The organism is Streptococcus suis, from assembly GCF_019794555.1.
In the GTDB taxonomy this organism is placed as follows: Bacteria; Bacillota; Bacilli; order Lactobacillales; family Streptococcaceae; genus Streptococcus; species Streptococcus suis_AB.
On record NZ_JAIMEP010000033.1, the window covers coordinates 1 to 21,558 of the forward strand.

The 21,558-nt window shown below is 39.8% G+C and carries 22 protein-coding genes; 18 read left to right on the plus strand and 4 right to left on the minus strand.

Annotated elements, in window-relative coordinates; translation table 11 throughout:
- The first annotated feature begins 194 nt into the window (after positions 1 to 194).
- From K6V48_RS10120 to K6V48_RS10175, 12 genes are all read left to right on the plus strand, one after another.
- A complete protein-coding gene (locus K6V48_RS10120) occupies positions 195 to 1,025 on the plus strand; it encodes a glycosyltransferase family 8 protein (RefSeq protein ID WP_105126210.1) in 831 nt (276 codons plus the stop codon).
- A gap of 255 nt (positions 1,026 to 1,280) precedes the next feature.
- Positions 1,281 to 2,189: a carbohydrate kinase family protein gene (locus tag K6V48_RS10125; protein ID WP_105126202.1), complete on the plus strand. Its 909-nt coding sequence runs from the start codon at positions 1,281 to 1,283 to the stop codon at positions 2,187 to 2,189.
- A 219-nt stretch (positions 2,190 to 2,408) separates the two neighbouring features.
- Complete coding sequence (locus tag K6V48_RS10130; RefSeq protein WP_105126211.1) at positions 2,409 to 2,612, plus strand: hypothetical protein; 204 nt, start codon at positions 2,409 to 2,411, stop codon at positions 2,610 to 2,612.
- Positions 2,613 to 2,641: 29 nt separating this feature from the next.
- Positions 2,642 to 2,866 carry a hypothetical protein gene (locus K6V48_RS10135; RefSeq protein WP_105107547.1) on the plus strand — a complete coding sequence of 75 codons (225 nt, stop codon included), beginning with the start codon at positions 2,642 to 2,644 and terminating at the stop codon, positions 2,864 to 2,866.
- Entirely contained in the window at positions 2,850 to 3,041 is a 192-nt protein-coding gene (locus tag K6V48_RS10140) for a hypothetical protein (protein WP_105126203.1), read from the plus strand. Before K6V48_RS10135 ends, K6V48_RS10140 begins: the two co-directional genes overlap by 17 nt.
- Before the next feature lie 165 nt (positions 3,042 to 3,206).
- A complete protein-coding gene (locus K6V48_RS10145) occupies positions 3,207 to 3,773 on the plus strand; it encodes a DUF3267 domain-containing protein (protein WP_105126204.1) in 567 nt (188 codons plus the stop codon).
- Positions 3,774 to 3,785: 12 nt separating this feature from the next.
- Complete coding sequence (locus tag K6V48_RS10150) at positions 3,786 to 4,001, plus strand: helix-turn-helix transcriptional regulator (RefSeq protein ID WP_105126205.1); 216 nt, start codon at positions 3,786 to 3,788, stop codon at positions 3,999 to 4,001.
- Entirely contained in the window at positions 3,998 to 4,756 is a 759-nt protein-coding gene (locus K6V48_RS10155) for a DUF3169 family protein (RefSeq protein WP_222369476.1), read from the plus strand. Before K6V48_RS10150 ends, K6V48_RS10155 begins: the two co-directional genes overlap by 4 nt.
- 30 nt (positions 4,757 to 4,786) lie before the next feature.
- Positions 4,787 to 5,296, plus strand: coding sequence for a DUF3278 domain-containing protein (locus K6V48_RS10160; RefSeq protein WP_105126207.1), 510 nt, complete (start codon positions 4,787 to 4,789; stop codon positions 5,294 to 5,296).
- 19 nt (positions 5,297 to 5,315) lie between these two features.
- Positions 5,316 to 5,501 (plus strand): hypothetical protein, encoded by a 186-nt coding sequence (locus K6V48_RS10165; RefSeq protein WP_172129833.1) that lies wholly within the window; start codon positions 5,316 to 5,318, stop codon positions 5,499 to 5,501.
- A gap of 25 nt (positions 5,502 to 5,526) precedes the next feature.
- Entirely contained in the window at positions 5,527 to 6,213 is a 687-nt protein-coding gene (locus tag K6V48_RS10170) for a CPBP family intramembrane glutamic endopeptidase (protein ID WP_222369479.1), read from the plus strand.
- Positions 6,214 to 6,335: 122 nt separating this feature from the next.
- Positions 6,336 to 7,010: a CPBP family intramembrane glutamic endopeptidase gene (locus tag K6V48_RS10175; protein WP_222369482.1), complete on the plus strand. Its 675-nt coding sequence runs from the start codon at positions 6,336 to 6,338 to the stop codon at positions 7,008 to 7,010.
- Between the two features lie 42 nt (positions 7,011 to 7,052).
- Here the strand turns inward: K6V48_RS10175 and nrdF are convergent, their stop codons facing one another.
- The 3 genes from nrdF to nrdH all read right to left on the minus strand — a co-directional run bounded on the left by nrdF (position 7,053) and on the right by nrdH (position 10,641).
- The gene (gene nrdF, locus K6V48_RS10180; protein ID WP_222369503.1) at positions 7,053 to 8,012 is read right to left on the minus strand and encodes a class 1b ribonucleoside-diphosphate reductase subunit beta; all 960 of its coding nucleotides are present in this window, start codon (positions 8,010 to 8,012) and stop codon (positions 7,053 to 7,055) included.
- 208 nt (positions 8,013 to 8,220) lie between these two features.
- Positions 8,221 to 10,380: a class 1b ribonucleoside-diphosphate reductase subunit alpha gene (gene nrdE, locus K6V48_RS10185; protein WP_222369485.1), complete on the minus strand. Its 2,160-nt coding sequence runs from the start codon at positions 10,378 to 10,380 to the stop codon at positions 8,221 to 8,223.
- A gap of 42 nt (positions 10,381 to 10,422) precedes the next feature.
- Positions 10,423 to 10,641 (minus strand): glutaredoxin-like protein NrdH, encoded by a 219-nt coding sequence (gene nrdH, locus K6V48_RS10190; protein ID WP_222369488.1) that lies wholly within the window; start codon positions 10,639 to 10,641, stop codon positions 10,423 to 10,425.
- Between the two features lie 393 nt (positions 10,642 to 11,034).
- Here nrdH and acnA point away from each other — a divergent pair, with 393 nt between their 5' ends.
- The 6 genes from acnA (at position 11,035) to K6V48_RS10220 (ending at position 19,759) form a co-directional block, all read left to right on the plus strand.
- A complete protein-coding gene (gene acnA / locus K6V48_RS10195) occupies positions 11,035 to 13,704 on the plus strand; it encodes an aconitate hydratase AcnA (RefSeq protein WP_222369491.1) in 2,670 nt (889 codons plus the stop codon).
- Positions 13,701 to 14,819, plus strand: coding sequence for a citrate synthase (locus tag K6V48_RS10200; RefSeq protein ID WP_024397331.1), 1,119 nt, complete (start codon positions 13,701 to 13,703; stop codon positions 14,817 to 14,819). The genes acnA and K6V48_RS10200 overlap by 4 nt, the downstream gene beginning before the upstream one ends.
- A 2-nt stretch (positions 14,820 to 14,821) precedes the next feature.
- Positions 14,822 to 16,003: an NADP-dependent isocitrate dehydrogenase gene (icd, locus tag K6V48_RS10205; RefSeq protein WP_222369494.1), complete on the plus strand. Its 1,182-nt coding sequence runs from the start codon at positions 14,822 to 14,824 to the stop codon at positions 16,001 to 16,003.
- 156 nt (positions 16,004 to 16,159) lie between these two features.
- The gene (locus K6V48_RS10210) at positions 16,160 to 16,423 is read left to right on the plus strand and encodes a phosphocarrier protein HPr (protein ID WP_024405190.1); all 264 of its coding nucleotides are present in this window, start codon (positions 16,160 to 16,162) and stop codon (positions 16,421 to 16,423) included.
- Between the two features lie 4 nt (positions 16,424 to 16,427).
- The gene (gene ptsP / locus K6V48_RS10215) at positions 16,428 to 18,161 is read left to right on the plus strand and encodes a phosphoenolpyruvate--protein phosphotransferase (protein ID WP_222369497.1); all 1,734 of its coding nucleotides are present in this window, start codon (positions 16,428 to 16,430) and stop codon (positions 18,159 to 18,161) included.
- Positions 18,162 to 18,334: 173 nt separating this feature from the next.
- Entirely contained in the window at positions 18,335 to 19,759 is a 1,425-nt protein-coding gene (locus K6V48_RS10220) for an NADP-dependent glyceraldehyde-3-phosphate dehydrogenase (protein ID WP_222369500.1), read from the plus strand.
- 42 nt (positions 19,760 to 19,801) lie between these two features.
- Here K6V48_RS10220 and K6V48_RS10225 read toward each other — a convergent pair whose 3' ends face one another.
- Positions 19,802 to 21,289, minus strand: coding sequence for a DUF1846 domain-containing protein (locus K6V48_RS10225; protein WP_222369501.1), 1,488 nt, complete (start codon positions 21,287 to 21,289; stop codon positions 19,802 to 19,804).
- Positions 21,290 to 21,558 lie beyond the last annotated feature (269 nt).

Sequence of the window (21,558 nt, forward strand, 5' to 3'; positions counted from 1 at the left end):
CACATAGAGTACCTCGGGCAAGTATTACTTTGAACGGTGCCACCAGCACTCCAATTGGTCAACTCAAGAAATGGATCTAGGACTTTGAGAAACTTTCCGAGAGAAACTTGACACAAACAAACTCCATTGGGAGTTTGGTTTTTTCAATGGCTTGTGATACAATGGAGGAAATCCATCAACAAAAGGGAAAAGATATGAATTTATTATTTGTAATCGATGATGCTTATGTTGAACAGCTTAAAGTAGTTTTATACTCCATCGTTCAACAGATGCCAAAACAGGCATTTCAGGTGTTCGTAATGCAGCAGGTTCTTTTGAAAAAGCACTCTGAAATCAAGCGTTTTGTGGAGAATCTGGGAATGACTTATCATCCAATCGTGGTCGGAGAGGATGCTTTTGCAAGTGCTCCTACAACAGACCGGTATCCTCAAACCATTTATTACCGTCTTCTTGCACATGAATTTTTACCAGAAGAAGTGGATAAAGTCCTTTATTTAGATGCGGATTTGATTTGCCTAAATGGTTTTGAGGAGCTTTATGAGATGGAGATGGGGGAGCAGTACTATGTAGCGGCTAGTCATAATGAAGATGGTAAGCTTTTAGATTATGTTAATAAGCTTCGACTGAATAATTTTGAAATGGATTCTTCTTACTTCAATACAGGTGTTCTATTGATGAACTTAGAAGCTATTCGTTCCCATGTGAAACGAGAGGATATTTTAAACTTTATCAAAAATAATCGTAATCGATTGATTTTACCTGATCAGGATGTACTTAATGGTCTTTATGCTGACAAGGTGATCGCGATTCCTGATGAAGTGTACAACTATGATGCACGCTACAGTTTGATTTATCAAACAAAAAGTCAGGGAAAGTGGGACTTGAATTGGGTGATTGACCAGACAGTTTTCTTACATTTTGCTGGTCGAGATAAGCCATGGAAGCGAAATTATTTAGGACGTTACTCTGGTCTTTACAAATTTATGTCCAGTTTGACACGTAAGTTTGAAAAGACTCTCTCCTAAACGTGAATTGGTTAAACCTAGAAATTTGTTGAATTAGACAAGCGGGAATAGCAAGGTGCATGACAGGCTGAAACTGCTCACTGAACGGTTTCACTTCCCCTGACTGTTAAAGCCAACCACCCACTGTGCTGAAGTGTTGACATGAACTCTGAGAAGAGGCCATGGCCTTGAGCCCAGCCTCTTACGTCGAAGTAAATAAATATAATTAAAATGAATTTATTCTGGATGAATGGATTTTAGATACGGGAGAGAATTATGGGAAAATGTTTGGTCATAGGCTCAACAGTCTGTGATGTAATGATATATTTGGATCAATTACCGGGTCGTCAAGGAGATACGCACATAAGAAAACAAGTTATGGCTCTCGGTGGTTGTGCATTCAATGTTGTTACTATTCTCCACCAACTCGGGGTAGATTATGATTTTATTTCACCGGTTGGATCAGGTCTTTATGGAACATTCGTTAAAAGTGAATTAAAGAAACTGGGTATTGAAACGTCAATTGCTTTAGATGGAGAAAATGGCTGTTGCTATTGTTTTGTAGAGTCAGATGGTGAGCGAACATTTTTATCGCATCATGGAGTAGAATATCGTTTTGATCCCGCTTGGTTGGAAGGACTTGATTTATCCTCTTATGAATATATCTATGTCTGTGGATTAGAATTGGAAGAGGAAACGGGGCAGCTACTGGTTGATAGTTTGACAGATTGCCCGACTCCCATTATCTTTGCGCCTGGACCACGGGGAAATAAAATTCCTTTAGAAAGAATGCAACAGTTGCTGGATTTGTCTCCAATCTTGCACGTAAATGAGCAGGAATCCATTGATTTAACTCATGAGGTAGATGTGGAGAAGGCTACAATACAGCTATTTAATCGGACTGGCCGAGCAGTGATTGTGACCAGAGGAAAAAATGGGGCGATTGCTTTTGATGGGGGCTGGCATAAAGTGGCTAGTTTTCCAGCAACTGTAAAAGATACGATTGGAGCAGGTGATAGTCATGTTGGAGCTTTGATGGCTGCACTGGCAAACGGAAAAAACTTAAAACAAGGCTTGAAATTTGCCAATCTTGTCTCTAGCTATATCGTTTCTCAGGAGGGCGTCCATCTTGAAGAGATACGGTATAAAGAATTAAAAGAGCGTTTAACGAATATAGGAGAATGAGGCAAGATAGCCTCTTTTTTTATTTTTTACGAATAATTAGATAGAACGATGACAAGGTTTTGTTACATTATGACTATCATCATAAACTTTTTGACAAAAATTATTATTTTTTTGACAAAGATACTTGTCAAAAAGAAAAAGAAGTGTTACAATGATATCAAGATAAAGAGATGAAAACGAATTCATCGAACAAGAAAAAAAGAAAGTTGGGGTATGACCATGAAAAAGATAAACAGTCTTCACATCGCAAGATTTCTACAAGTAGCAGTAATTGCCTATCTAGTTTTTGTCCTACTGGCTGACATTATGAAGTGGCAGCAGTTGGATAATACCCATGTCGTTCTTGCCATTTGCACTATCGCAGTGACAGATGAGCGCTTGTGGAAACTAGCTGGCAGAAAAGAGCAGAAGGAAGAAGATTAAAATTAGTCGAGAGTAAGTGGTGGAAAGTTATGAAAAACAATAACAATAAAAAAGGAATTTTGATTACAGGAACAAGCGTTGTGCGAGGAGTGCAGGTTCTAGTTGCACTATATTTGATTTATAGTTTAGTTAAAAACATCGTATTTGGTCGGGAGATAGATACCATGATACTCTTGATGATGATGAATTCTCTCCTTCTTTTAGAAGTCACTCTCAGCAGAGAAAAGGAGAAGAAAAATGAACAAGACAGTTAAAAATGGAATGAAAGTGTTGGTACTTTTCCTAAGCTTATTCTTGATCAATATTCTGGTCTTTAAAGTTCTAAATCTGCTAGGCTTTGAGATGAGTTTGACTGGGTTAAGTTATCTATTTCCTCCTTTGTTGACGACACTAGTGTTAGCTCTGCAATTTAACAAAAAGAAAAAATAATAACAAAATCTAAGTAAAGACAGGAGAAACCTTATGAAACGACACATTTCATCTGATATGGCAGCAATTATTATTGCAGGCGCAAGTATTATTGGCTTACTGATTGGAGTTGCTCTAGGACTATATAGTTTAGTCTAGCTTGTAGGAAAATGAAGGAGAAGAAACATGGAAGCAAAAATGAAATTATATGAAGTTAATATCATGGAAAATAAGAAGTTTGTCTGGGGATTGAATATTCTTGCTGTGGTACTCATCTTTCCATTTGTCTTCATATTTGGAATGATAGGCAGTTGGTTAATAGCTAACGGTTCGAATTACTCGGAACTGGCCGTGTCGGAGGTATGGTTGCTTTTCCCTCTCTATATTCTTTTAATAGTTGTACATGAGGCTATCCACGGTATCTTCTTCAAAGTTTTTTGTCCTGATAATCCTGTAAAATACGGGTTTTATTGGAAATCGGGCATGGCCTATGCGACCAGTCCAGGTTCGCTCTACAATCGGATGCAAATGTTAGTAATCAGCCTGGCTCCCTTTGTTGTGATTAGTTTGGGCTTGACCATGTTAGCAGGTTTGGGGATGATGAATACCACTCTTTACTTCATGCTGGCAACCATGCATGGGGCCTCATGTGCAGGCGATTTCTACTATACTTATCTTTTATTGGTCAAGTTTGCCAAGGAAAATATAGCTGTCGAAGACACAGAAACAGGCTTGATTATCTACCAAGCCTAGAAAGGAAAACTCATGGAATATGTCTTAAAAAATCGGCTCAAGGAATTGCGGGCCAGAGATGGTCTCAATCAGACAGAGCTAGCAAAGTTGGCGGAAGTATCTCGGCAGACCATTAGCTTGATTGAGCGGGGCGAATACACGCCCTCGGTGGTCATTGCCATGCGGATTGCACAAATTTTTAATGAAAATGTGGAGAATGTTTTTCAATTAATGGAGGTAGAAGAATGAAACAGGGGAAACAAATTTCAACGAAACAAAGATGGATAAGATATTCAGCGTATATGCTGATTTCAGCAATTTTGGGTGGCTTTATCGGTTTCTTTGGAGTATCAATCTTTAAATTCAGCCCACCTACTTATCTCAATTTAGATAATTTCCTAATTTTTTCGAGGATTATTACATTTGTAATTTTCGCTGGAACTGTATTCTTTGGTCTTAAAGCTAATCAAAATTATAAACTTTATCATTCCATTTCAGATGAGGATGAGGAACATGTTGATGAACTATATAAGAAAATGTATCGTAACCTAGAGTACGCGACCATTTCATTCAATGTTGCTGCGTCATTGACTCTTTTAAATTTAGGGTTAGGTTTTGGAGTTACTTTCTTAGAAGAGAGTGCGATCATGTATGGATCGATTTTTGACTTAGTTTTCTATATTGTGCTTCTTGTTTCTCAAGTATTTATTATTAAACTAACACAGAAGATTCGTGAATATAAGCTTTCTGCTTTTGCTACGGTAAAAGAGATGAAGGACTTTGCTGAGGCAATGGACGAAGGTGAGAAACAAGCAAACTACGAAATGAGTTTCCAAATCGTTTTCACTTTGAATCAAATCGTGTTACCAGGTTTGTATCTATTCCTATTTGTACTCAGTATGCTATTGCAAGAGCGACAAATTACAACCTTTCTAGTTGTTGCCTTTCTTCACATTTACATCAATGTCATGCAGGTTCGCATGGTTCGTCGTTATTTTAAATAAGGATTTTTGAAAGAGTTTTAGGTGATAGCTATGAAAAAGGAAAATCTACACATTCGAGCAATTCGTTATTTCTATGATATTGTTGGTGAGTTAGACGAGGTGTCTTATGCGGCCTTGACCAATTTCGGCAACAATATGTATATGCTCTTTATGACAGTGACACTGCTGAGCTTCCTAGTTAGCTTTGCGCTGGGAGAGGATGTCATGGGAATCAGCCTCTTTTTGACACTTGTCTATTCTCAATTTAAACAGGACGCCATTATCAAACAGTTGGGCTTGGATAAATTGGTGGTTGACAAGGCTGATGTGAAATTGGCTTGGAAGAAAATGATGAAACGAACTCTGTATCAAACCCTACAGATTGCTGTCTACAGTCTGCTAGTCAGTATCGGCCTCTGGCATTTACAAATTCCACAGGAAAGTGGAACATCTGCAGCGGAGTATTTCCAATTTGTCACTCCCATGACAGTTGTCTTTCTGACACTGGTTGGATTCCTTAGTTTCTATATTGTTAACCGTAAGAAAATCAAACTTATTTAGTTTAGATGGAGGTCGACTCATGAAAGTCTTTAAGAAAATTTATCTTGCTTCTTTTATCGGTCTAGGTTTCTATGCAGTTGGCTATATTTTCGGAGAATGTCTGGCTACTGGGCAGATTGATTTGTCTAATCTGAATATCCTCTTGCCGATGGTTTTGGGCTTGCCAGCTCTGCTATTGTTCAAAAAAGAAAGTGATAAGAACTGATTTAGTGTATGTGAAGGAGATTGCTATGATTAGATGTGGAAATGTGAGAGACTTGAATCTGGTTAAAAATTGGAAGTTTCTCTTAGTGGGACTGGCTGTCGTTGCACTAAATGTTTTGACCCAGTTGGCCATGTTTGCCCTACCAAATTTTGATGGGAATAACCATCTGATTGCTGCTGCCTTCTTGTTGGTTGCTGTTGTTCTTGGTCTAATCTTAACGGGCAAATTAGGCCTATGGAAGGGTGAGCAGAGGTGGGGGATAGTTGCGAATATTGGTTTTGTAGTCCTTGCTTTTATCGTTATGTTTGGTCTGAAAATGATTGGCTGGCAATTGATAATGCTAGAAGAGGGTTATGGTCAAACGACTGCCAATCAAGAAGTCCTCAATCATTCAGGTTTGCCGACCTTACTTTTATTTATCTTTACAGTATTATTTGCTCCTGTTTTGGAGGAACTGTTTTTCAGAGGAATTGTTATGGGGAAAGTCTTTGGTAAAGATTCTATTGTTGGTCTGTTACTATCAAGTTTTCTATTTGGTCTTATTCATGTACCGACTAATATCGGATCTTGGTTTATTTATGGTGGTATGAGCCTAGTACTAGGGCTCGCCTATCAAATTTCTGGCCAGTATAGCAATGCACTCATCCTACATAGTCTCAACAATTTTATCGGATTTTTGTTTATGTTGTTGATGCAAAGTTTTAGCAGTTGATGAGGAATGGGTTAAAATTTCTCGTGAATTTGCGGAAGGAAAGATTGAAACCAAGTTGGTTCGAGTAGATAATATAGTCGATCTGACATTCTAGCTAAGAAAAAAAGAAGGGAAAAGGTGTCATGTTAAAATTTATCAAACACACTGCATTATTATTTTTATTTTTTGTTGCTTATCAAATTATTACTGGATTTTTGATGGTAGGACCGACATTACAAGCTATTCCAGAATTTCCGGCTCAATTGATTGAGAATATGATTTGGGTTTGTGCGATTATTGGTATCGTACTCGGAATTGCATTTACAATTGTATTATGGAAATTTGTGTTTTCTCGGCAGACCATTGACTATAGTGTATCTTCATCATGGTTTCATAAGATTCACTGGCCAATTTTACTTTATATTGTATTCTTCATCGTCCAACTTTTAGTGCCAGTATCTGAAAGTCAGAATCAAACTTTGGTCATCCAATTTGTATCTGCCTACCCTTTGGTTGCGTTTTTAGCAGTCGTAGTATTTGCACCAATTTTAGAGGAGTTGATTTTTAGAGGTTTGTTGGCAACCTATTTCTTCCCCAAAATGGCTGATATGAAAACTGTGAGCTTGTATCTGATTGTAACAGGATGTTTGTTTAGTTTGGTGCATGTTCCAGCAACTATTCCACAGTTTTTGATTTATTTCACTATGGGTCTTAATCTTGGTTGGCTTTATTTAATTAGACGAGATATTCGTTATCCAATGGCGCTACATATGTTAAATAATGGGATTTCCTATTTGATGATACTATTTTTGGTATAAAAAAATAAGCAGCTCAGATGAACTGCTTTTTTTTGGCTCTTTTTATAATCCAAATAGATAATCATCATCTGTCATGGCTTCCACTTCGCCGAGCAAGTAGCCATTACCGACTTGTGAGAAGAAGTCGTGGTTAGATGTACCGGTTGAGATACCGTTCATGATGATTGGGTTTACATCATCTGCTGAATCAGGGAAGAGTGGATCTTGTCCCAAATTCATGAGGGCTTTATTGGCATTATAACGAAGGAAGGTTAAGACTTCCTCAGTCCACCCAACTGCATCATAGAGTGAACGAGTATAGCCCTCTTCATTTTCATAAAGTTGGTAAAGAAGGTCATACATCCAGTCGCGAAGTTTGTCTTGTTCTTCCTCGGACAATTCATTGAAACCAAGTTGGAATTTGTACCCAATATAAGTTCCATGAACAGACTCATCACGAATGATTAGTTTGATAATTTCTGCAACGTTGGCCAGTTTGTTGTTACCAAGATAGTAGAGCGGTGTAAAGAAACCAGAGTAGAATAGGAAGGTTTCTAGAAATACGCTGGCAACTTTCTTTTCAAGCGCCGTACCATTTTCATAAATTTCGTTAATGATTTTTGCCTTGCGCTGTAAGAATTCGTTGCTATCTGTCCATTCAAAAATTTCCTCAATTTCAGACTTGGTGTTCAAGGTTGAGAAGATAGAAGAGTAGGATTTCGCATGAACAGACTCCATGAATTGGATGTTGTTGTAGACAGCTTCCTCGTGCGGTGTGCGAATATCGTTGCGGAGAGCTTGAACACCTGTTTCAGATTGAAGGGTATCCAAGAGGGTTAATCCACCGAAGACTTTACCAACCAGGTCTTTTTCTTCCGCTGTGAGTTTACGCCAATCATCCAAGTCATTTGACAAGGGAATCCGCGTATCGAGCCAGAATTGCTCAGTCAATTTCTCCCATGTAGACTTGTCGATTACGTCCTCAATGGCGTTCCAGTTTATGGCTTTGTAATAGGTTTCCATCATGTTCTCTTTCTTTTTCTTGTATTTCTAATAGTATATCACAAGTAGATAGTAGCCTGTAAAAAAATCCCCCACAAGGGATTTTTAATTGAGCGCTCAATAGTTGCTTCACATCATGAACGACAGTGTCGTAAGGTAGCTAGCTAATCCGCTTATAGCGGTTGGCGCAGATTAGCTAGTTGGCTTGCTAACAGCTAATCTTGCTACGTTAAATCACACAACTTTCACATTGGTTTGCGCCGACTTCTTCGCCGTCATCGGTAAAGGTACGGATGTAGTAGATAGACTTGATGCCTTTGTTGAAGGCGTAGTTACGAAGGATAGAGAGGTCACGTGTGGTTTGCTTGTTTTCTTTCTTCCATTCATAAAGAGCTTTAGGTAGCTCGCTACGTAGGAAAAGAGTGAGGGATAAACCTTGGTCGACGTGCTCTGTTGCAGCAGCGTAGACATCAATGACCTTACGCATATCCATATCGTAGGCAGATTTGTAGAATGGAATAGTCTCAGTTGCCAAGCCAGCTGCTGGATAGTAGATTTTACCGATTTTCTTTTCTTGACGTTCTTCAATCCGTTGTGTGATTGGGTGAATAGAAGCAGAGACGTCATTGATATAGGAAATAGATCCGTTTGGTGCAACAGCTAGACGGTTTTGATGATAGAGACCATCAGCCATTACCTTTTCACGAAGCTCCGCCCAATCTTGTCCGCTTGGAATGAAAATTCCTTCAAATAGTTCTTTGACACGGTCAGATTGTGGTTGGTAGTCTCCAGTTACATATTTATCGAAATAAGTGCCGTCTGCGTATTTTGATTTTTCAAAGTTATGGAAGGTTTCTTTTCGTTCCCGAGCGATGTTATTTGATTCTACCAAAGTCCAGTAGTTGAGGAGCATGAAGTAGATGTTGGTAAATTCTACGGCAGTTTTTGAACCGTAATCAATCAAGTTCTGAGCCAAGTAAGAATGAAGTCCCATAGCTCCAAGACCGATTGAATGCGCCTGACTGTTTCCTGCTTCAATAGATGGTACAGCTGAGATGTGTGAATGATCTGTGACATAAGTCAAAGCGCGTGTCATTGTACGAACAGAACGTCCAAAATCAGGTGACTTCATCAAGTTAACGATATTAGTTGAACCAAGGTTACATGAAACGTCAGTACCCATGGTCACGTATTCTTGAGAATCGTTTAGAACACTTGGTGTTTGGACCTGAAGGATTTCCGAACAAAGATTGGACATGATAATCTTGCCGTCAATAGGGTTGCTACGGTTAGCTGTATCGATGTTGACAACGTATGGATAGCCAGACTCTTGTTGGAGTTTGGAAATTTCTGTTTCCAAGTCACGTGCCTTGATTTTTGTCTTACGAATGCGAGGGTTAGCCACCAATTCATCGTATTTCTCAGTAATATCTAGGTAGCTGTAAGGGACACCGTATTCCAACTCAACTGAGTATGGGCTGAAGAGGTACATGTCTTCGTTTTTACGTGCCAATTCGTAGAATTTATCAGGAACTGTGATACCCAGTGATAAGGTCTTCACGCGAACTTTCTCGTCGGCATTTTCTTTCTTAGTCGAAAGGAAGGAAATAATATCTGGGTGGAAAACATCAAGATAAACGACACCAGCCCCTTGGCGTTGTCCAAGCTGGTTAGAATAGGAGAAGCTGTCTTCGAAGAGTTTCATAACAGGAACAACCCCAGAAGCCGCCCCCTCATAGCCCTTGATTGGGGCACCAGCCTCACGCAAGTTACTAAGAGAGATACCGACACCACCACCGATACGGGACAATTGCAGAGCAGAGTTGATAGAACGTCCGATCGAGTTCATATCGTCAGTGACTTGAATCAAGAAACAAGATACTAACTCACCACGGCGAGCACGACCTGCGTTGAGAAAAGAAGGTGTTGCTGGCTGATAACGAAGATGAATCATTTCATTGGCTAGGTTTAATGCCAATTCTTCGTTGCCTTCAGCAAAATACAAGGCGTTGAAGAGAACGCGATCTTCCATGCTTTCCAAGTAATAGGAGCCATCGTTTGTTTTGAGGGCATACTGGTTGTAGAACTTGTAGGCAGCCATGAAAGACTTGAAGCGGAAATCTTGGTCTTTCAGGAATTGATCAATTTTGATGATAAATTCTGGACTGTATTGGTCCAAAAACTCTTTTTCAAGGTAATTTTCTTCTAATAGATAAGCAATCTTGTCTAAAATACTATCAAATTGCTTTGTATTTGGAAGGACGTTTTCCTTGAAGAAAGCCTTGACAGCCTCTTGGTCCTTGTGGAGAGGAATTTGTCCATTGACAGGACGGTTGATTTCGTTATTTAAACGGAAGTAGGACACATCGCCTAGCTCTTTTAAACTCATAGTCGCAATCTCTTTCTTAATTATAGTAGGGTAGATTAGGTATTAAACCAAGGCTTTTAATTTACCTGGTTGGAAACCTGAAAAGACATCATTTTCCGTTTCAATAACAGGAGCTGCTGAGAAACCGAGTCCTTTTACATGATCGATGAATTCAGGTTGTTCATCTAGATTGATTTCATTATATCCCACCTTGTGTTGGTCCAAGAATTTCTTGGTCATTTTACATTGAACACAATCATTTTTTGAATAGATAGTTACCATTCAGTTTCTCCTTTGTCTCTCAAGGATAAAAATATCCCATTTTTGTTACCAATCTAGGATACAAAATTTTGAAGTTAAAGTCAAGGAGCTTGTCTGAATAAATCACTAAATATTGTGCAATCGATTTATCGATAACACCAAATATAGTATGTGGACAAGCCAAAACCTCTTTCTATTGTTGATTTTTGGTAGGGTTTTCAATGGTTGTGCTTAAAGTACAATAGTAGGTGCAGAACAAAAAATAAAGAGTATATCAGAATCAGATACGGTTGATATAATTATTAAAAAGTACGTAATATGTCATATGATGTAACATGTTTGGTTAGGTATAGATTGAATAAATATTACAATCTATACTATACTAAATAATAATGTTGAAAGAGGGCAGAGCCGATGAGTCTATCGTATAAAAAACGCTTACTTCATAATGAGAATGAATACTCTTACTTTGCATTGAATTCAGTTGCAACCGAAAATGGTGTGGATATTCATACACTTCCATATACTATCCGAATTTTATTGGAAAGTCTTCTTCGTAAGGAAGATGGAGTTGATGTTACTAAAAATCACATTTTAGATTTGCTACATTATCAGGCTTCTTCACCATCTGGAGAAGTCCCTTTTAAACCTAGTCGTGTCATTTTACAAGACTTCACTGGTGTACCTGTAGTTGTTGACCTTGCATCCATGCGCGACGCTGTTGTCAAGGCTGGTGGAAGCCCAGACTTGATAAATCCAGAAATTCCTGTCGATTTGGTCATTGACCATTCTGTTCAAGTTGACTTTTTCGGGACAGATCAGGCGCTTGAGCAAAATATCGCCTTAGAATTTGAACGAAATAATGAGCGCTATGAGTTTCTCAAGTGGGCTGAAAATTCATTTGAAAACTACCGTGCTGTACCGCCTGCAACAGGGATTATTCATCAGGTAAATATTGAATTTCTAAGTGACGTTATCATTAATAAGGATGGTTTGCTTTATCCAGACTCCATGTTTGGTACTGACAGCCACACAACTATGATCAATGGTATTGGTGTACTTGGTTGGGGTGTCGGTGGTATTGAAGCAGAAGCAGCAATGTTGGGTGAAGCATCTTATTTTCCAATTCCAGAGGTGATTGGAGTTCACTTGACTGGACAGTTACCGAAAGTAGCTACTGCGACGGACTTGGCTTTGAAAGTGACACAGTTGCTTCGTCAAGAAAATGTAGTTGGAAAATTTGTGGAATTTTTTGGACCTGGCTTATCCTCTCTTGCTCTTGCAGATCGTGCGACAGTCTCAAATATGGCACCTGAATATGGTGCAACCTGTGGATATTTCCCAATTGATTCTGAAACCCTCAATTACATGCGATTGACCAACCGCACAGAGGAGCAAATTGAATTAACAGAAGCATATGCAAAAGCAAATAACCTATTCTATGATAGCACAGCTATTCCAACCTATACTAAGGTACTTGAATTAGATTTGTCTACGATTGTTCCATCCATTTCTGGTCCGAAAAGACCACAAGATTTGATTGAATTGTCTAATGCTAAAAATGAGTTTCAAGCAAGTGTAACACGTGAAGTTGGTGTTCGTGGATTTGGTTTGGAAAAAGAAGAATTAGATAAAACAGCTACGGTTAAATACGCAGACGGCGACGAACTGATTCAAACAGGACATGTTGCGATTGCAGCGATTACCTCATGTACCAATACTTCGAACCCATACGTTCTATTGGCGGCTGGTTTATTAGCTAAAAATGCAGTTGAAAAAGGTTTGACTGTTGCGAAGACTGTCAAAACGTCCTTGGCGCCAGGTTCAAAAGTTGTAACAGGCTATTTGAAAAATTCAGGTTTACAGACCTATTTGGATGCCTTAGGGTTCAATTTGGTCGGTTATGGCTGTACAACTTGTATTGGTAACTCAGGTGATTTACGACCTGAAGTAGCAGAAGCCATTAAAGATGAAGACTTATTAGTTTCAGCAGTATTATCTGGGAACCGTAACTTTGAAGGACGGATCAACCCACTTGTGAAAGCCAATTTCTTAGCGAGTCCACCACTTGTTGTTGCCTATGCTATTGCAGGTAATATGAATGTTGATTTGACAAGAGACCCACTGGGATATGATAAGGATGATCAGCCAGTCTATCTTGCAGATATTATGCCAAGTCGTGAAGAAGTTGACGCATACATTGACCAATACGTTACGTGCGATCTCTTTAAACAAGAATACCAGCAAGTTTTTACAGATAGTCAAGCATGGAATGCAATTGAAACAAAGTCAGATAAGAATTATGCTTGGAATCCATCTTCTACCTACATTCAAAATCCGCCATATTTTGACAACATGCAGGAAGATTTATCTATAAAACCACTGGAAAACTTATCTGTTTTGGCTAAATTTGGAGATACAGTAACAACAGACCATATTTCGCCAGCCGGGAATATTGCCCGTCTAAGTCCTGCTGCACGATACCTAGAGGAAAATGGAATTTCTTATGTGGATTTCAACTCTTACGGAAGTCGTCGTGGTAACCATGAGGTCATGATGCGTGGTACGTTTGCAAATATTCGTATAAAAAATGAACTCGCAGATGGGAAAATTGGTGGATGGACCACATATGAGGGAGAAATTCTTCCTATCTATGATGCAGCCATGAAATATAAGGCCGCTGGTATTGGTAGTATCGTCATTGCTGGTAAGGATTATGGAATGGGTTCTAGCCGTGACTGGGCAGCGAAAGGTTCAAACTTGCTTGGTGTGAAAGTTGTTCTTGCTGAATCATTTGAGCGAATTCACCGTTCAAACTTGGTCATGATGGGCGTTCTACCTCTTCAATTTTTGGATGGTGAAACAGCGGAAAGTCTTGGTTTAACTGGATATGAACACTATACGATTGATTTACCAGAAGATGTACAAGTTGGACAAGTTGTTACCGTCCATGCAAATTCTGAAAAAGGTTCAAAAGAATTTCAAGCTCTTGTGCGTTTCGACGCAGAAGCTGATATTCGTTATTACCGCCATGGTGGTATTTTACCAATGGTGGTAAGAAAAAAACTGGGGGGAAACGTATGACAGAAACGAATGGGTTAAAAGATGCGATTGCCTGCGATACGCGAATCAGCGCAATTGAAGATGATCGCTTGTCTTATGCAGGATACGATATCGCAGAGTTAATGGATAATAATGTTTCCTTTGAGGAGGTCATTTATCTACTATGGAATTTGCATTTACCAACTCAAATTGAATTAAATTATTTTGAGAAAAAGTTGCGTGAGGAGTATGCGATTTCTGACGCTGTCGAACAATGTATTTTGATTCAATCTCGTCGACACTTGCACCCGATGAGTGTGTTACGTTCAACTGTGTCCCTCTTAGGAGTTTATAATGTACATGCTGAAGAAAATTCCTTAGAGGCTTTGTATGATCAATCTATTCAAATTATGGCAAAGGTTCCAACTATCATTGCAACATTTGCTCGTTTGAGAAGAGGATTGGTTCCAATTGAACCGCGTTCAGACTTGGGATTTGCTGCAAATTTCCTTTATATGTTAAATGGTGAAGAACCTTCAGAATTGCAAGTGAAAGCATTTAGTAAAGCACTTGTTTTGCATGCTGATCATGAATTGAATGCATCAACCTTTGCTGCGCGAGTCACTGCATCAACTTTAACGGATTTGTATTCTTGTGTCACAACTGCGATTGGGACTTTAAAAGGTTCTTTGCATGGTGGGGCAAACGAGCGTGTATTTGACATGCTACTAGCAATTCGTGAAAGCGGTGATACGGAAGGATACTTGCAGAAAAAGTTGGATTCGAAAGAGAAAATCATGGGATTTGGTCACCGTGTTTATAAAACTGTGGACCCTCGTCAACAATATTTGAAAGAAATGGCGCGTGATTTGACACTCGGAACTGACGATGAAGCATTTTATCAGTTGTCAGAGGAAGTAGAGAATTTTATTAAACACAAAAAAGGGTTAATCCCCAATGTCGACTTTTACTCTGCAACTGTTTACCATGTATTAGGAATTGATAGCGATATTTTCACACTCATTTTTGCAATGAGTAGGATGGCAGGTTGGATTGCTCATGTTCAAGAGCAACGGAAGAATAATAAGTTAATCCGTCCGCGTTCTTCCTATATTGGTAGCAGAAATCTAAAATATATCCCTATTGGAAAGAGGTAAGTATGGCAGAGAAGATTAAACTTGAGAATGGGCAACTCATCGTTCCTGATCAACCGATCATTCCTTATATCGAAGGAGATGGAGTTGGTCAAGATATCTGGCCAGCGGCTCAAAAAGTTATTGATGCAGCAATTGAAAAAGCATACAATGGTCAGCGTTCTATTCAGTGGAAAGAAGTTCTGGCGGGTGAGAAAGCTTATGCTTTAACCGGGACGTCTTTACCTGATGAGACTTTGGAAACGATTCGTGAGCATTTGTTGGCCATCAAGGGACCTTTGGGTACACCTGTTGGAAAAGGCCACCGGTCACTGAACGTCGCATTGCGTCAGGAACTAGATTTGTTTGCTTGTGTTCGTCCAGTTCGGTATTTTCAAGGGGTTCCAAGTCCATTAAAACATCCAGAAAAAACCGATATTACTATTTTCCGTGAAAACACAGAGGATATCTATGCAGGAATCGAATGGGATGCTGGTACAGAAGAAGTTGCAACTGTCATTTCATTTCTTCAGGAGAAGATGGGAGTGGCTAAAATCCGTTTTCCAGAGTCATCAAGTATCGGTATAAAGCCCATTTCTGAAGAGGGAAGTAAACGCCTCATTCGTTCTGCTATTGAATATGCACTAAAACACCAATTAAAAACAGTAACCTTGGTACACAAAGGGAATATTCAAAAATTTACAGAAGGCGGATTCCGAAAATGGGGTTATGAATTAGCTCAAGAGGAGTTTTCGAATGAGCTAGAAGATGGTTCATTGGTTATCAATGATATTATTGCGGATAACTTCTTACAACAGATTTTATTGGCACCTGAAAAATTTGATGTTGTGGCCTTGACCAACCTGAATGGAGACTATGCATCAGATGCTTTAGCTGCTCAGGTTGGAGGAATTGGTATCTCTCCTGGAGCTAACATTAATTATCAGACTGGTCATGCAATTTTTGAAGCGACACATGGAACTGCTCCAGATATTGCAGGTCAAAATAAGGCAAATCCTAGCTCAGTACTCCTGTCTGCTTGTATGATGTTAGAGTTTATGGGATGGAATGAAGCTGCTGAGAAAATTATTGTCGCTCTAGAACAGGCTATTTTACATCAACAAGTGACGATTGATTTTGCCAGTGCATTAGGTGTTGAAAGCTTGTCAACTAGCCAATTTACTGAAGCACTTATCGCTCGTATTTAATAGAAAGGAACTCACCATTCGGTGGGTTTTTCGGCTTGAAATACTGAAAGAACGATAAAAAAATCTTGAAAATGATTTCAAAAAATGATATAATGCTTTTTGTAAGGGTTATCACATTGACTCGAAATAATTGTAAAAATAAAGGAGAAACCAATTATGGCTTCAAAAGACTTCCACATTGTGGCAGAAACAGGTATCCACGCTCGTCCAGCAACTTTGCTTGTACAAGCAGCTAGCAAATTCGCTTCAGACATCACTTTGAACTACAAAGACAAATCTGTAAACCTTAAATCAATCATGGGTGTAATGAGTCTTGGTGTTGGTCAAGGTGCTGATGTAACTATTACAGCTGAAGGTGCAGATGCTGACGATGCTATTGCAGCTATCACTGAAACAATGGAAAAAGAAGGATTGGCATAAAAAGATGACAGAAATGCTTAAAGGAATTGCAGCATCTGATGGTGTTGCCGTTGCTAAGGCATATCTACTCGTTCAACCAGATTTGTCCTTTGAAACTGTTACAGTTGAAGATACAAATGCAGAGGAAGCTCGTTTGGATGCTGCTCTTGTAGCATCTCAAAACGAGCTTTCTGTTATTCGTGAGAATGCAGTAGCTAGCCTTGGAGAAGAAGCCGCAGCAGTATTTGATGCACATTTAATGGTGCTTGCTGACCCAGAAATGGTAGGTCAAATCAAAGAAACGATTCGCGCCAAGAAAACAAACGCAGAGACTGGTTTGAAAGAAGTTACGGATATGTTTATCGCTATCTTTGAAGGTATGGAAGATAACCCATACATGCAAGAGCGTGCAGCAGATATTCGTGACGTAGCAAAACGTGTCTTAGCTCATTTGCTTGGGGTTCGTTTGCCCAACCCAGCAACAATTGATGAAGAATCTATTGTGATTGCTCATGACTTGACTCCTTCAGATACAGCTCAATTGAACAAACAATTTGTAAAAGCCTTTGTAACAAACATTGGTGGTCGTACAAGTCACTCAGCTATCATGGCTCGTACACTTGAAATTGCTGCTGTATTAGGTACTAACAACATTACAGAAATTGTTAAAGATGGTGATGTCCTCGCTGTTAACGGTATCACAGGCGATGTTGTTATCAACCCTACAGAAGATGTCATTGCAGAATTCAAAGCAGCTGGTGAAGCCTATGCTAAGCAAAAAGCTGAATGGGCTCTTTTGAAAGATGCTCAAACAGTAACAGCTGATGGTAAACACTTTGAATTGGCAGCTAACATCGGTACACCAAAAGACGTTGAAGGTGTAAATGATAATGGTGCAGAAGCTGTTGGTCTTTACCGTACAGAATTCTTGTACATGGACTCACAAGACTTCCCAACAGAAGAAGAGCAATACGAGGCTTACAAGGCAGTACTTGAAGGTATGAATGGTAAGCCAGTTGTGGTTCGTACAATGGATATCGGTGGTGATAAGGAGCTTCCTTACTTCGATTTACCACACGAAATGAACCCATTCCTTGGTTTCCGTGCCCTTCGTATCTCTATTTCTGAGACTGGTAACCAAATGTTCCGTACTCAGTTGCGTGCCCTTCTTCGTTCATCAGTACATGGTAAACTTCGTATCATGTTCCCAATGGTTGCTTTGTTAACAGAATTCCGTGCAGCAAAAGCAATCCTTGAAGAAGAAAAAGCAAACTTGTTGGCTGAAGGTGTAGCAGTTGCGGATGATATCCAAGTTGGTATCATGATTGAAATCCCTGCTGCAGCAATGCTTGCAGACCAATTTGCCAAAGAAGTTGACTTCTTCTCAATCGGTACAAACGACCTTATCCAATACACAATGGCTGCAGACCGTATGAACGAGCAAGTTTCATACCTCTACCAACCATATAACCCATCAATCCTTCGCTTGATTAACAATGTTATCAAGGCTGCACACGCAGAAGGTAAATGGGCTGGTATGTGTGGTGAGATGGCTGGTGATCAACAAGCTGTTCCACTTCTTGTAGGTATGGGCTTGGATGAGTTCTCTATGAGTGCAACATCTGTACTTCGTACACGTAGCCTTATGAAGAAACTTGATACAGTTAAGATGGAAGAATATGCTCACCGTGCCTTGACAGAATGTGCAACAGCAGAAGAAGTTCTTGAACTTCAAAAAGAGTATGTTGATTTCGATTAATCATTAAAAGAGTAAATAATCATCTGACATTGTTGGAGTTGTCAGATGGTTATTGCTCTTTTTTTCTATGTTTTGCACGAAAATCCGAAAGAATATTGGAAATTTTCTAAAAATTCTTGCAAATATTTTCTGACTATGTTACAATGTTCACATTATCCAGAAGGAGGGAAGGAATGAAGCAGTATCAGAATTATATTGATGGGAAATGGGTTGATTCCGAAAAGAAAATAACCATTTATTCGCCGATTAATCAAGAAGAGTTGGGGAATGTTCCTGCCATGTCGCAGGAAGAAGTCGACAAGGCTATGGAAGCAGCAAGAAAGGCTTTGCCAGCTTGGCGTGCTTTATCTGCATACGAACGTGCCCAATATTTGCACCGAGCTGCGGATATTTTAGAAGAACGCAAAGATAGCATTGGTGAGATTTTAGCGAAAGAAGTTGCGAAAGGGATAAAAGCATCGATTGGAGAAGTAGATCGTTCCGCTCATTTGATCCGCTATGCTGCTGAAGAGGGACTACGTGTTTATGGGGCCTCTTTAGAAGGGGGAACGTATGAACCAGCTGCAAAATCAAAAATATCGTTGATTCGTCGTGAGCCTGTTGGTGTTGTTCTAGCTATTGCACCTTATAATTACCCTGTCAACTTGTCAGCCTCTAAAATTGCTCCGGCGCTTATCGGTGGGAACGTAGTGATATTTAAACCACCAACACAAGGATCGATTTCGGGCTTGCTTTTGGCTCAAGCTTTTGCTGATGCAGGAATTCCAGCTGGTGTTTTCAATACAATAACTGGTCGTGGATCAGAAATTGGTGACTATATCATTGAACATCCTGAAGTGAATTTTATCAATTTCACAGGTTCGACACCAATTGGTCAAAAAGTTGGGAAATTAGCTGGTATTCGTCCAATTATGCTTGAGTTGGGTGGTAAGGATGCAGCTGTTGTTTTAAGCGATGCGGATTTGGATCATGCAGCGAAGGAAATCGTCAGTGGGGCCTTTAGTTATTCTGGTCAACGTTGTACTGCTATTAAGCGAGTATTAGTTGTAAATGAAGTTGCAGACAAATTGGCTGAGAAGCTTCAGGCTGAAGTTGAAAAATTGACGGTAGGGGATCCATTTGAAAATAAGGATATTACGCCTGTCATTGATGAACAGTCTGCTGTCTTTATCGAAGGTTTGGTACAGGATGCACAAGCAAAAGGGGCAGTGGAGTTAACTCCCTACAAACGTGAGAAAAATCTAATTTGGCCAACCTTGTTGGATCAGGTCACTCCTGAGATGGACATTGCTTGGGAAGAGCCGTTCGGTCCTGTGCTTCCAATTATTCGCGTATCATCTATTGAAGAAGCACTTGAGTTATGTAATCAATCAGAATATGGTTTGCAGTCATCTATATTTACGAAAAACTACCCATTAGCCTTTGAATTTGCTTCAAAATTGGAGGTCGGTACTGTGCATATTAATGCTAAAACGCAACGTGGGCCCGATAATTTCCCATTCCTAGGGATCAAAGGCTCTGGTGCTGGAGTCCAAGGGATTAAATATAGTATTGAAGCCATGACTAAGGTAAAATCTGTTGTGTTTGATATACAATAAGAAAAAGGAAGTTTCCCATTAATGGATACTTCCTTTTCTCGGTTATTTTGCTTGATAAAATTTATTGTGTTGGTAAATTGGATCAAATGTTAAATTGATTCCAAGCTTACGAAGGACACTCTTGTCTTCATCTGACAGGATAACGGTTGAGTGGGCTTCGCTACCATTTAATTGGCCCAATTCTTTCATGGCATTTGCTGCAATTGGGCTATCTTGTGCGGTAATCGCCAATGCGTTGAGAATTTCGCTGGCATCCAGTCTTGTATTGGTTTTATCGAGGTAATCTGTTTTCAATTGCTGGATTGGGCGTATGTAGGTTGGTTCGATTAAGAGGGTTTCATCTTCAATTGCCGCAATTTGTTTGATGGCGTTTAAGAGGACAGATGCAGTTGGTTTAAGGAGGTCGGATGTCTTACCTGTTACAATCTCTCCAGTAGGCAACTGAATAGCAAGGGCTGGGCTAGTTGTCAGCTCTGCTTTTTCGCGCGCAGCGATAACAACCTTACGATCTGCTGGTGTCACACCGACTTCATTCAGGAGGAGTTCGATTTTCTTCACGGCCTGCTCGCTAACCCGCTCTGCCTTGAAATCAACCAAGGTCTGGTAGTAGCGGCGGATAATTTCTTGCTTAGATGCTTCAATTGCAGCTTCTTCATTGATGATGGAATAACCTACCATGTTGACACCCATATCTGTCGGAGATGCGTATGGTGATTTACTCAAAATACGTTCAAAGGTACGGTTGAGGACAGGGAAGACTTCGATGTCACGGTTGTAGTTGACCGCAGTTTTGCCGTAGGTTTGCAGGTGGAAGGGGTCAATCATGTTGAGGTCGTCCAGGTCGGCAGTTGCTGCTTCATATGCTAAGTTTACCGGATGGTGAAGTGGTAAGTTCCATACTGGGAAGGTTTCAAACTTAGCATAGCCAGATGTTACGCCATGCAGTTGGTCGTGGTAAAGTTGGGAGATACAAGTCGCCAATTTACCTGAACCAGGTCCAGGTGCGGTGACAACGACGAGATTGCGACTAGTTTCGATGTAGTCATTTTTGCCCATACCTTCTGGTGAGATGATGTGGTCAATATCAGAAGGATAGCCCTTGATTGGGTAATGGAGATAGGACTTGATACCATGTTTTTCCAACTGCTTACGGAAGGCATCCGCAGCTGGTTGGTTACGGTATTGGGTAATGACGACAGAACCAACATAAATATCAATATCATTAAATGTGTCAATCAAGCGGAAGACTTCTTGGTCATAAGAAATACCCAAGTCGCCACGTGCCTTAGAGTGTTCGATATTGTTAGCATTGATGGCGATGACGATTTCTACTTGATCTTTTAACTCTTGGAGAAGTTTGATTTTATTATCAGGTTCATAGCCAGGAAGTACGCGGGCTGCATGGAAATCTTCCAACATTTTCCCACCAAATTCCATATACAATTTGCCTTCAAACTGAGCAATGCGCTCTAAAATATGATCACGTTGTAAATTCAAATATTTATTTGAATCAAATGCGATTTTCTTCATCCAATAAGTCCTCCGAATGTGTATTAATCTCTGGGAAAAACAAAAAATAGCTCCCTAAAACTAGGGAGCTTTTTCTCCGACCTCTTAAAAGAGGTGCCCGAACAATACTATAACAAACTGTGCTAATCTTGTCAAGAAAAAGTCTGAGCATGTTTGTGTCAAGTTTCTCTCGGAAAGTTTCTCAAAGTCCTAGATCCATTTCTTGAGTTGACCAATTGGAGTGCTGGTGGCACCGTTCAAAGTAATACTTGCCCGAGGTACTCTATGTG

Coding starts and splice junctions, on each gene's coding strand:
- ptsP (WP_222369497.1), top strand. CDS start 16,428: ATGACAGAAATGCTTAAAGGAATTGCAGCATCTGATGGTGTTGCCGTT.
- K6V48_RS10125 (WP_105126202.1), top strand. CDS start 1,281: ATGGGAAAATGTTTGGTCATAGGCTCAACAGTCTGTGATGTAATGATA.
- nrdF (WP_222369503.1), bottom strand. CDS start 8,012: ATGGAAACCTATTACAAAGCCATAAACTGGAACGCCATTGAGGACGTA.
- K6V48_RS10200 (WP_024397331.1), top strand. CDS start 13,701: ATGACAGAAACGAATGGGTTAAAAGATGCGATTGCCTGCGATACGCGA.
- K6V48_RS10220 (WP_222369500.1), top strand. CDS start 18,335: ATGAAGCAGTATCAGAATTATATTGATGGGAAATGGGTTGATTCCGAA.
- K6V48_RS10135 (WP_105107547.1), top strand. CDS start 2,642: ATGAAAAACAATAACAATAAAAAAGGAATTTTGATTACAGGAACAAGC.
- K6V48_RS10145 (WP_105126204.1), top strand. CDS start 3,207: ATGGAAGCAAAAATGAAATTATATGAAGTTAATATCATGGAAAATAAG.
- nrdH (WP_222369488.1), bottom strand. CDS start 10,641: ATGGTAACTATCTATTCAAAAAATGATTGTGTTCAATGTAAAATGACC.
- K6V48_RS10225 (WP_222369501.1), bottom strand. CDS start 21,289: ATGAAGAAAATCGCATTTGATTCAAATAAATATTTGAATTTACAACGT.
- icd (WP_222369494.1), top strand. CDS start 14,822: ATGGCAGAGAAGATTAAACTTGAGAATGGGCAACTCATCGTTCCTGAT.
- K6V48_RS10170 (WP_222369479.1), top strand. CDS start 5,527: ATGATTAGATGTGGAAATGTGAGAGACTTGAATCTGGTTAAAAATTGG.
- acnA (WP_222369491.1), top strand. CDS start 11,035: ATGAGTCTATCGTATAAAAAACGCTTACTTCATAATGAGAATGAATAC.
- K6V48_RS10175 (WP_222369482.1), top strand. CDS start 6,336: ATGTTAAAATTTATCAAACACACTGCATTATTATTTTTATTTTTTGTT.
- K6V48_RS10150 (WP_105126205.1), top strand. CDS start 3,786: ATGGAATATGTCTTAAAAAATCGGCTCAAGGAATTGCGGGCCAGAGAT.
- K6V48_RS10140 (WP_105126203.1), top strand. CDS start 2,850: ATGAACAAGACAGTTAAAAATGGAATGAAAGTGTTGGTACTTTTCCTA.
- K6V48_RS10120 (WP_105126210.1), top strand. CDS start 195: ATGAATTTATTATTTGTAATCGATGATGCTTATGTTGAACAGCTTAAA.
- K6V48_RS10210 (WP_024405190.1), top strand. CDS start 16,160: ATGGCTTCAAAAGACTTCCACATTGTGGCAGAAACAGGTATCCACGCT.
- K6V48_RS10160 (WP_105126207.1), top strand. CDS start 4,787: ATGAAAAAGGAAAATCTACACATTCGAGCAATTCGTTATTTCTATGAT.
- nrdE (WP_222369485.1), bottom strand. CDS start 10,380: ATGAGTTTAAAAGAGCTAGGCGATGTGTCCTACTTCCGTTTAAATAAC.
- K6V48_RS10155 (WP_222369476.1), top strand. CDS start 3,998: ATGAAACAGGGGAAACAAATTTCAACGAAACAAAGATGGATAAGATAT.
- K6V48_RS10130 (WP_105126211.1), top strand. CDS start 2,409: ATGAAAAAGATAAACAGTCTTCACATCGCAAGATTTCTACAAGTAGCA.
- K6V48_RS10165 (WP_172129833.1), top strand. CDS start 5,316: ATGAAAGTCTTTAAGAAAATTTATCTTGCTTCTTTTATCGGTCTAGGT.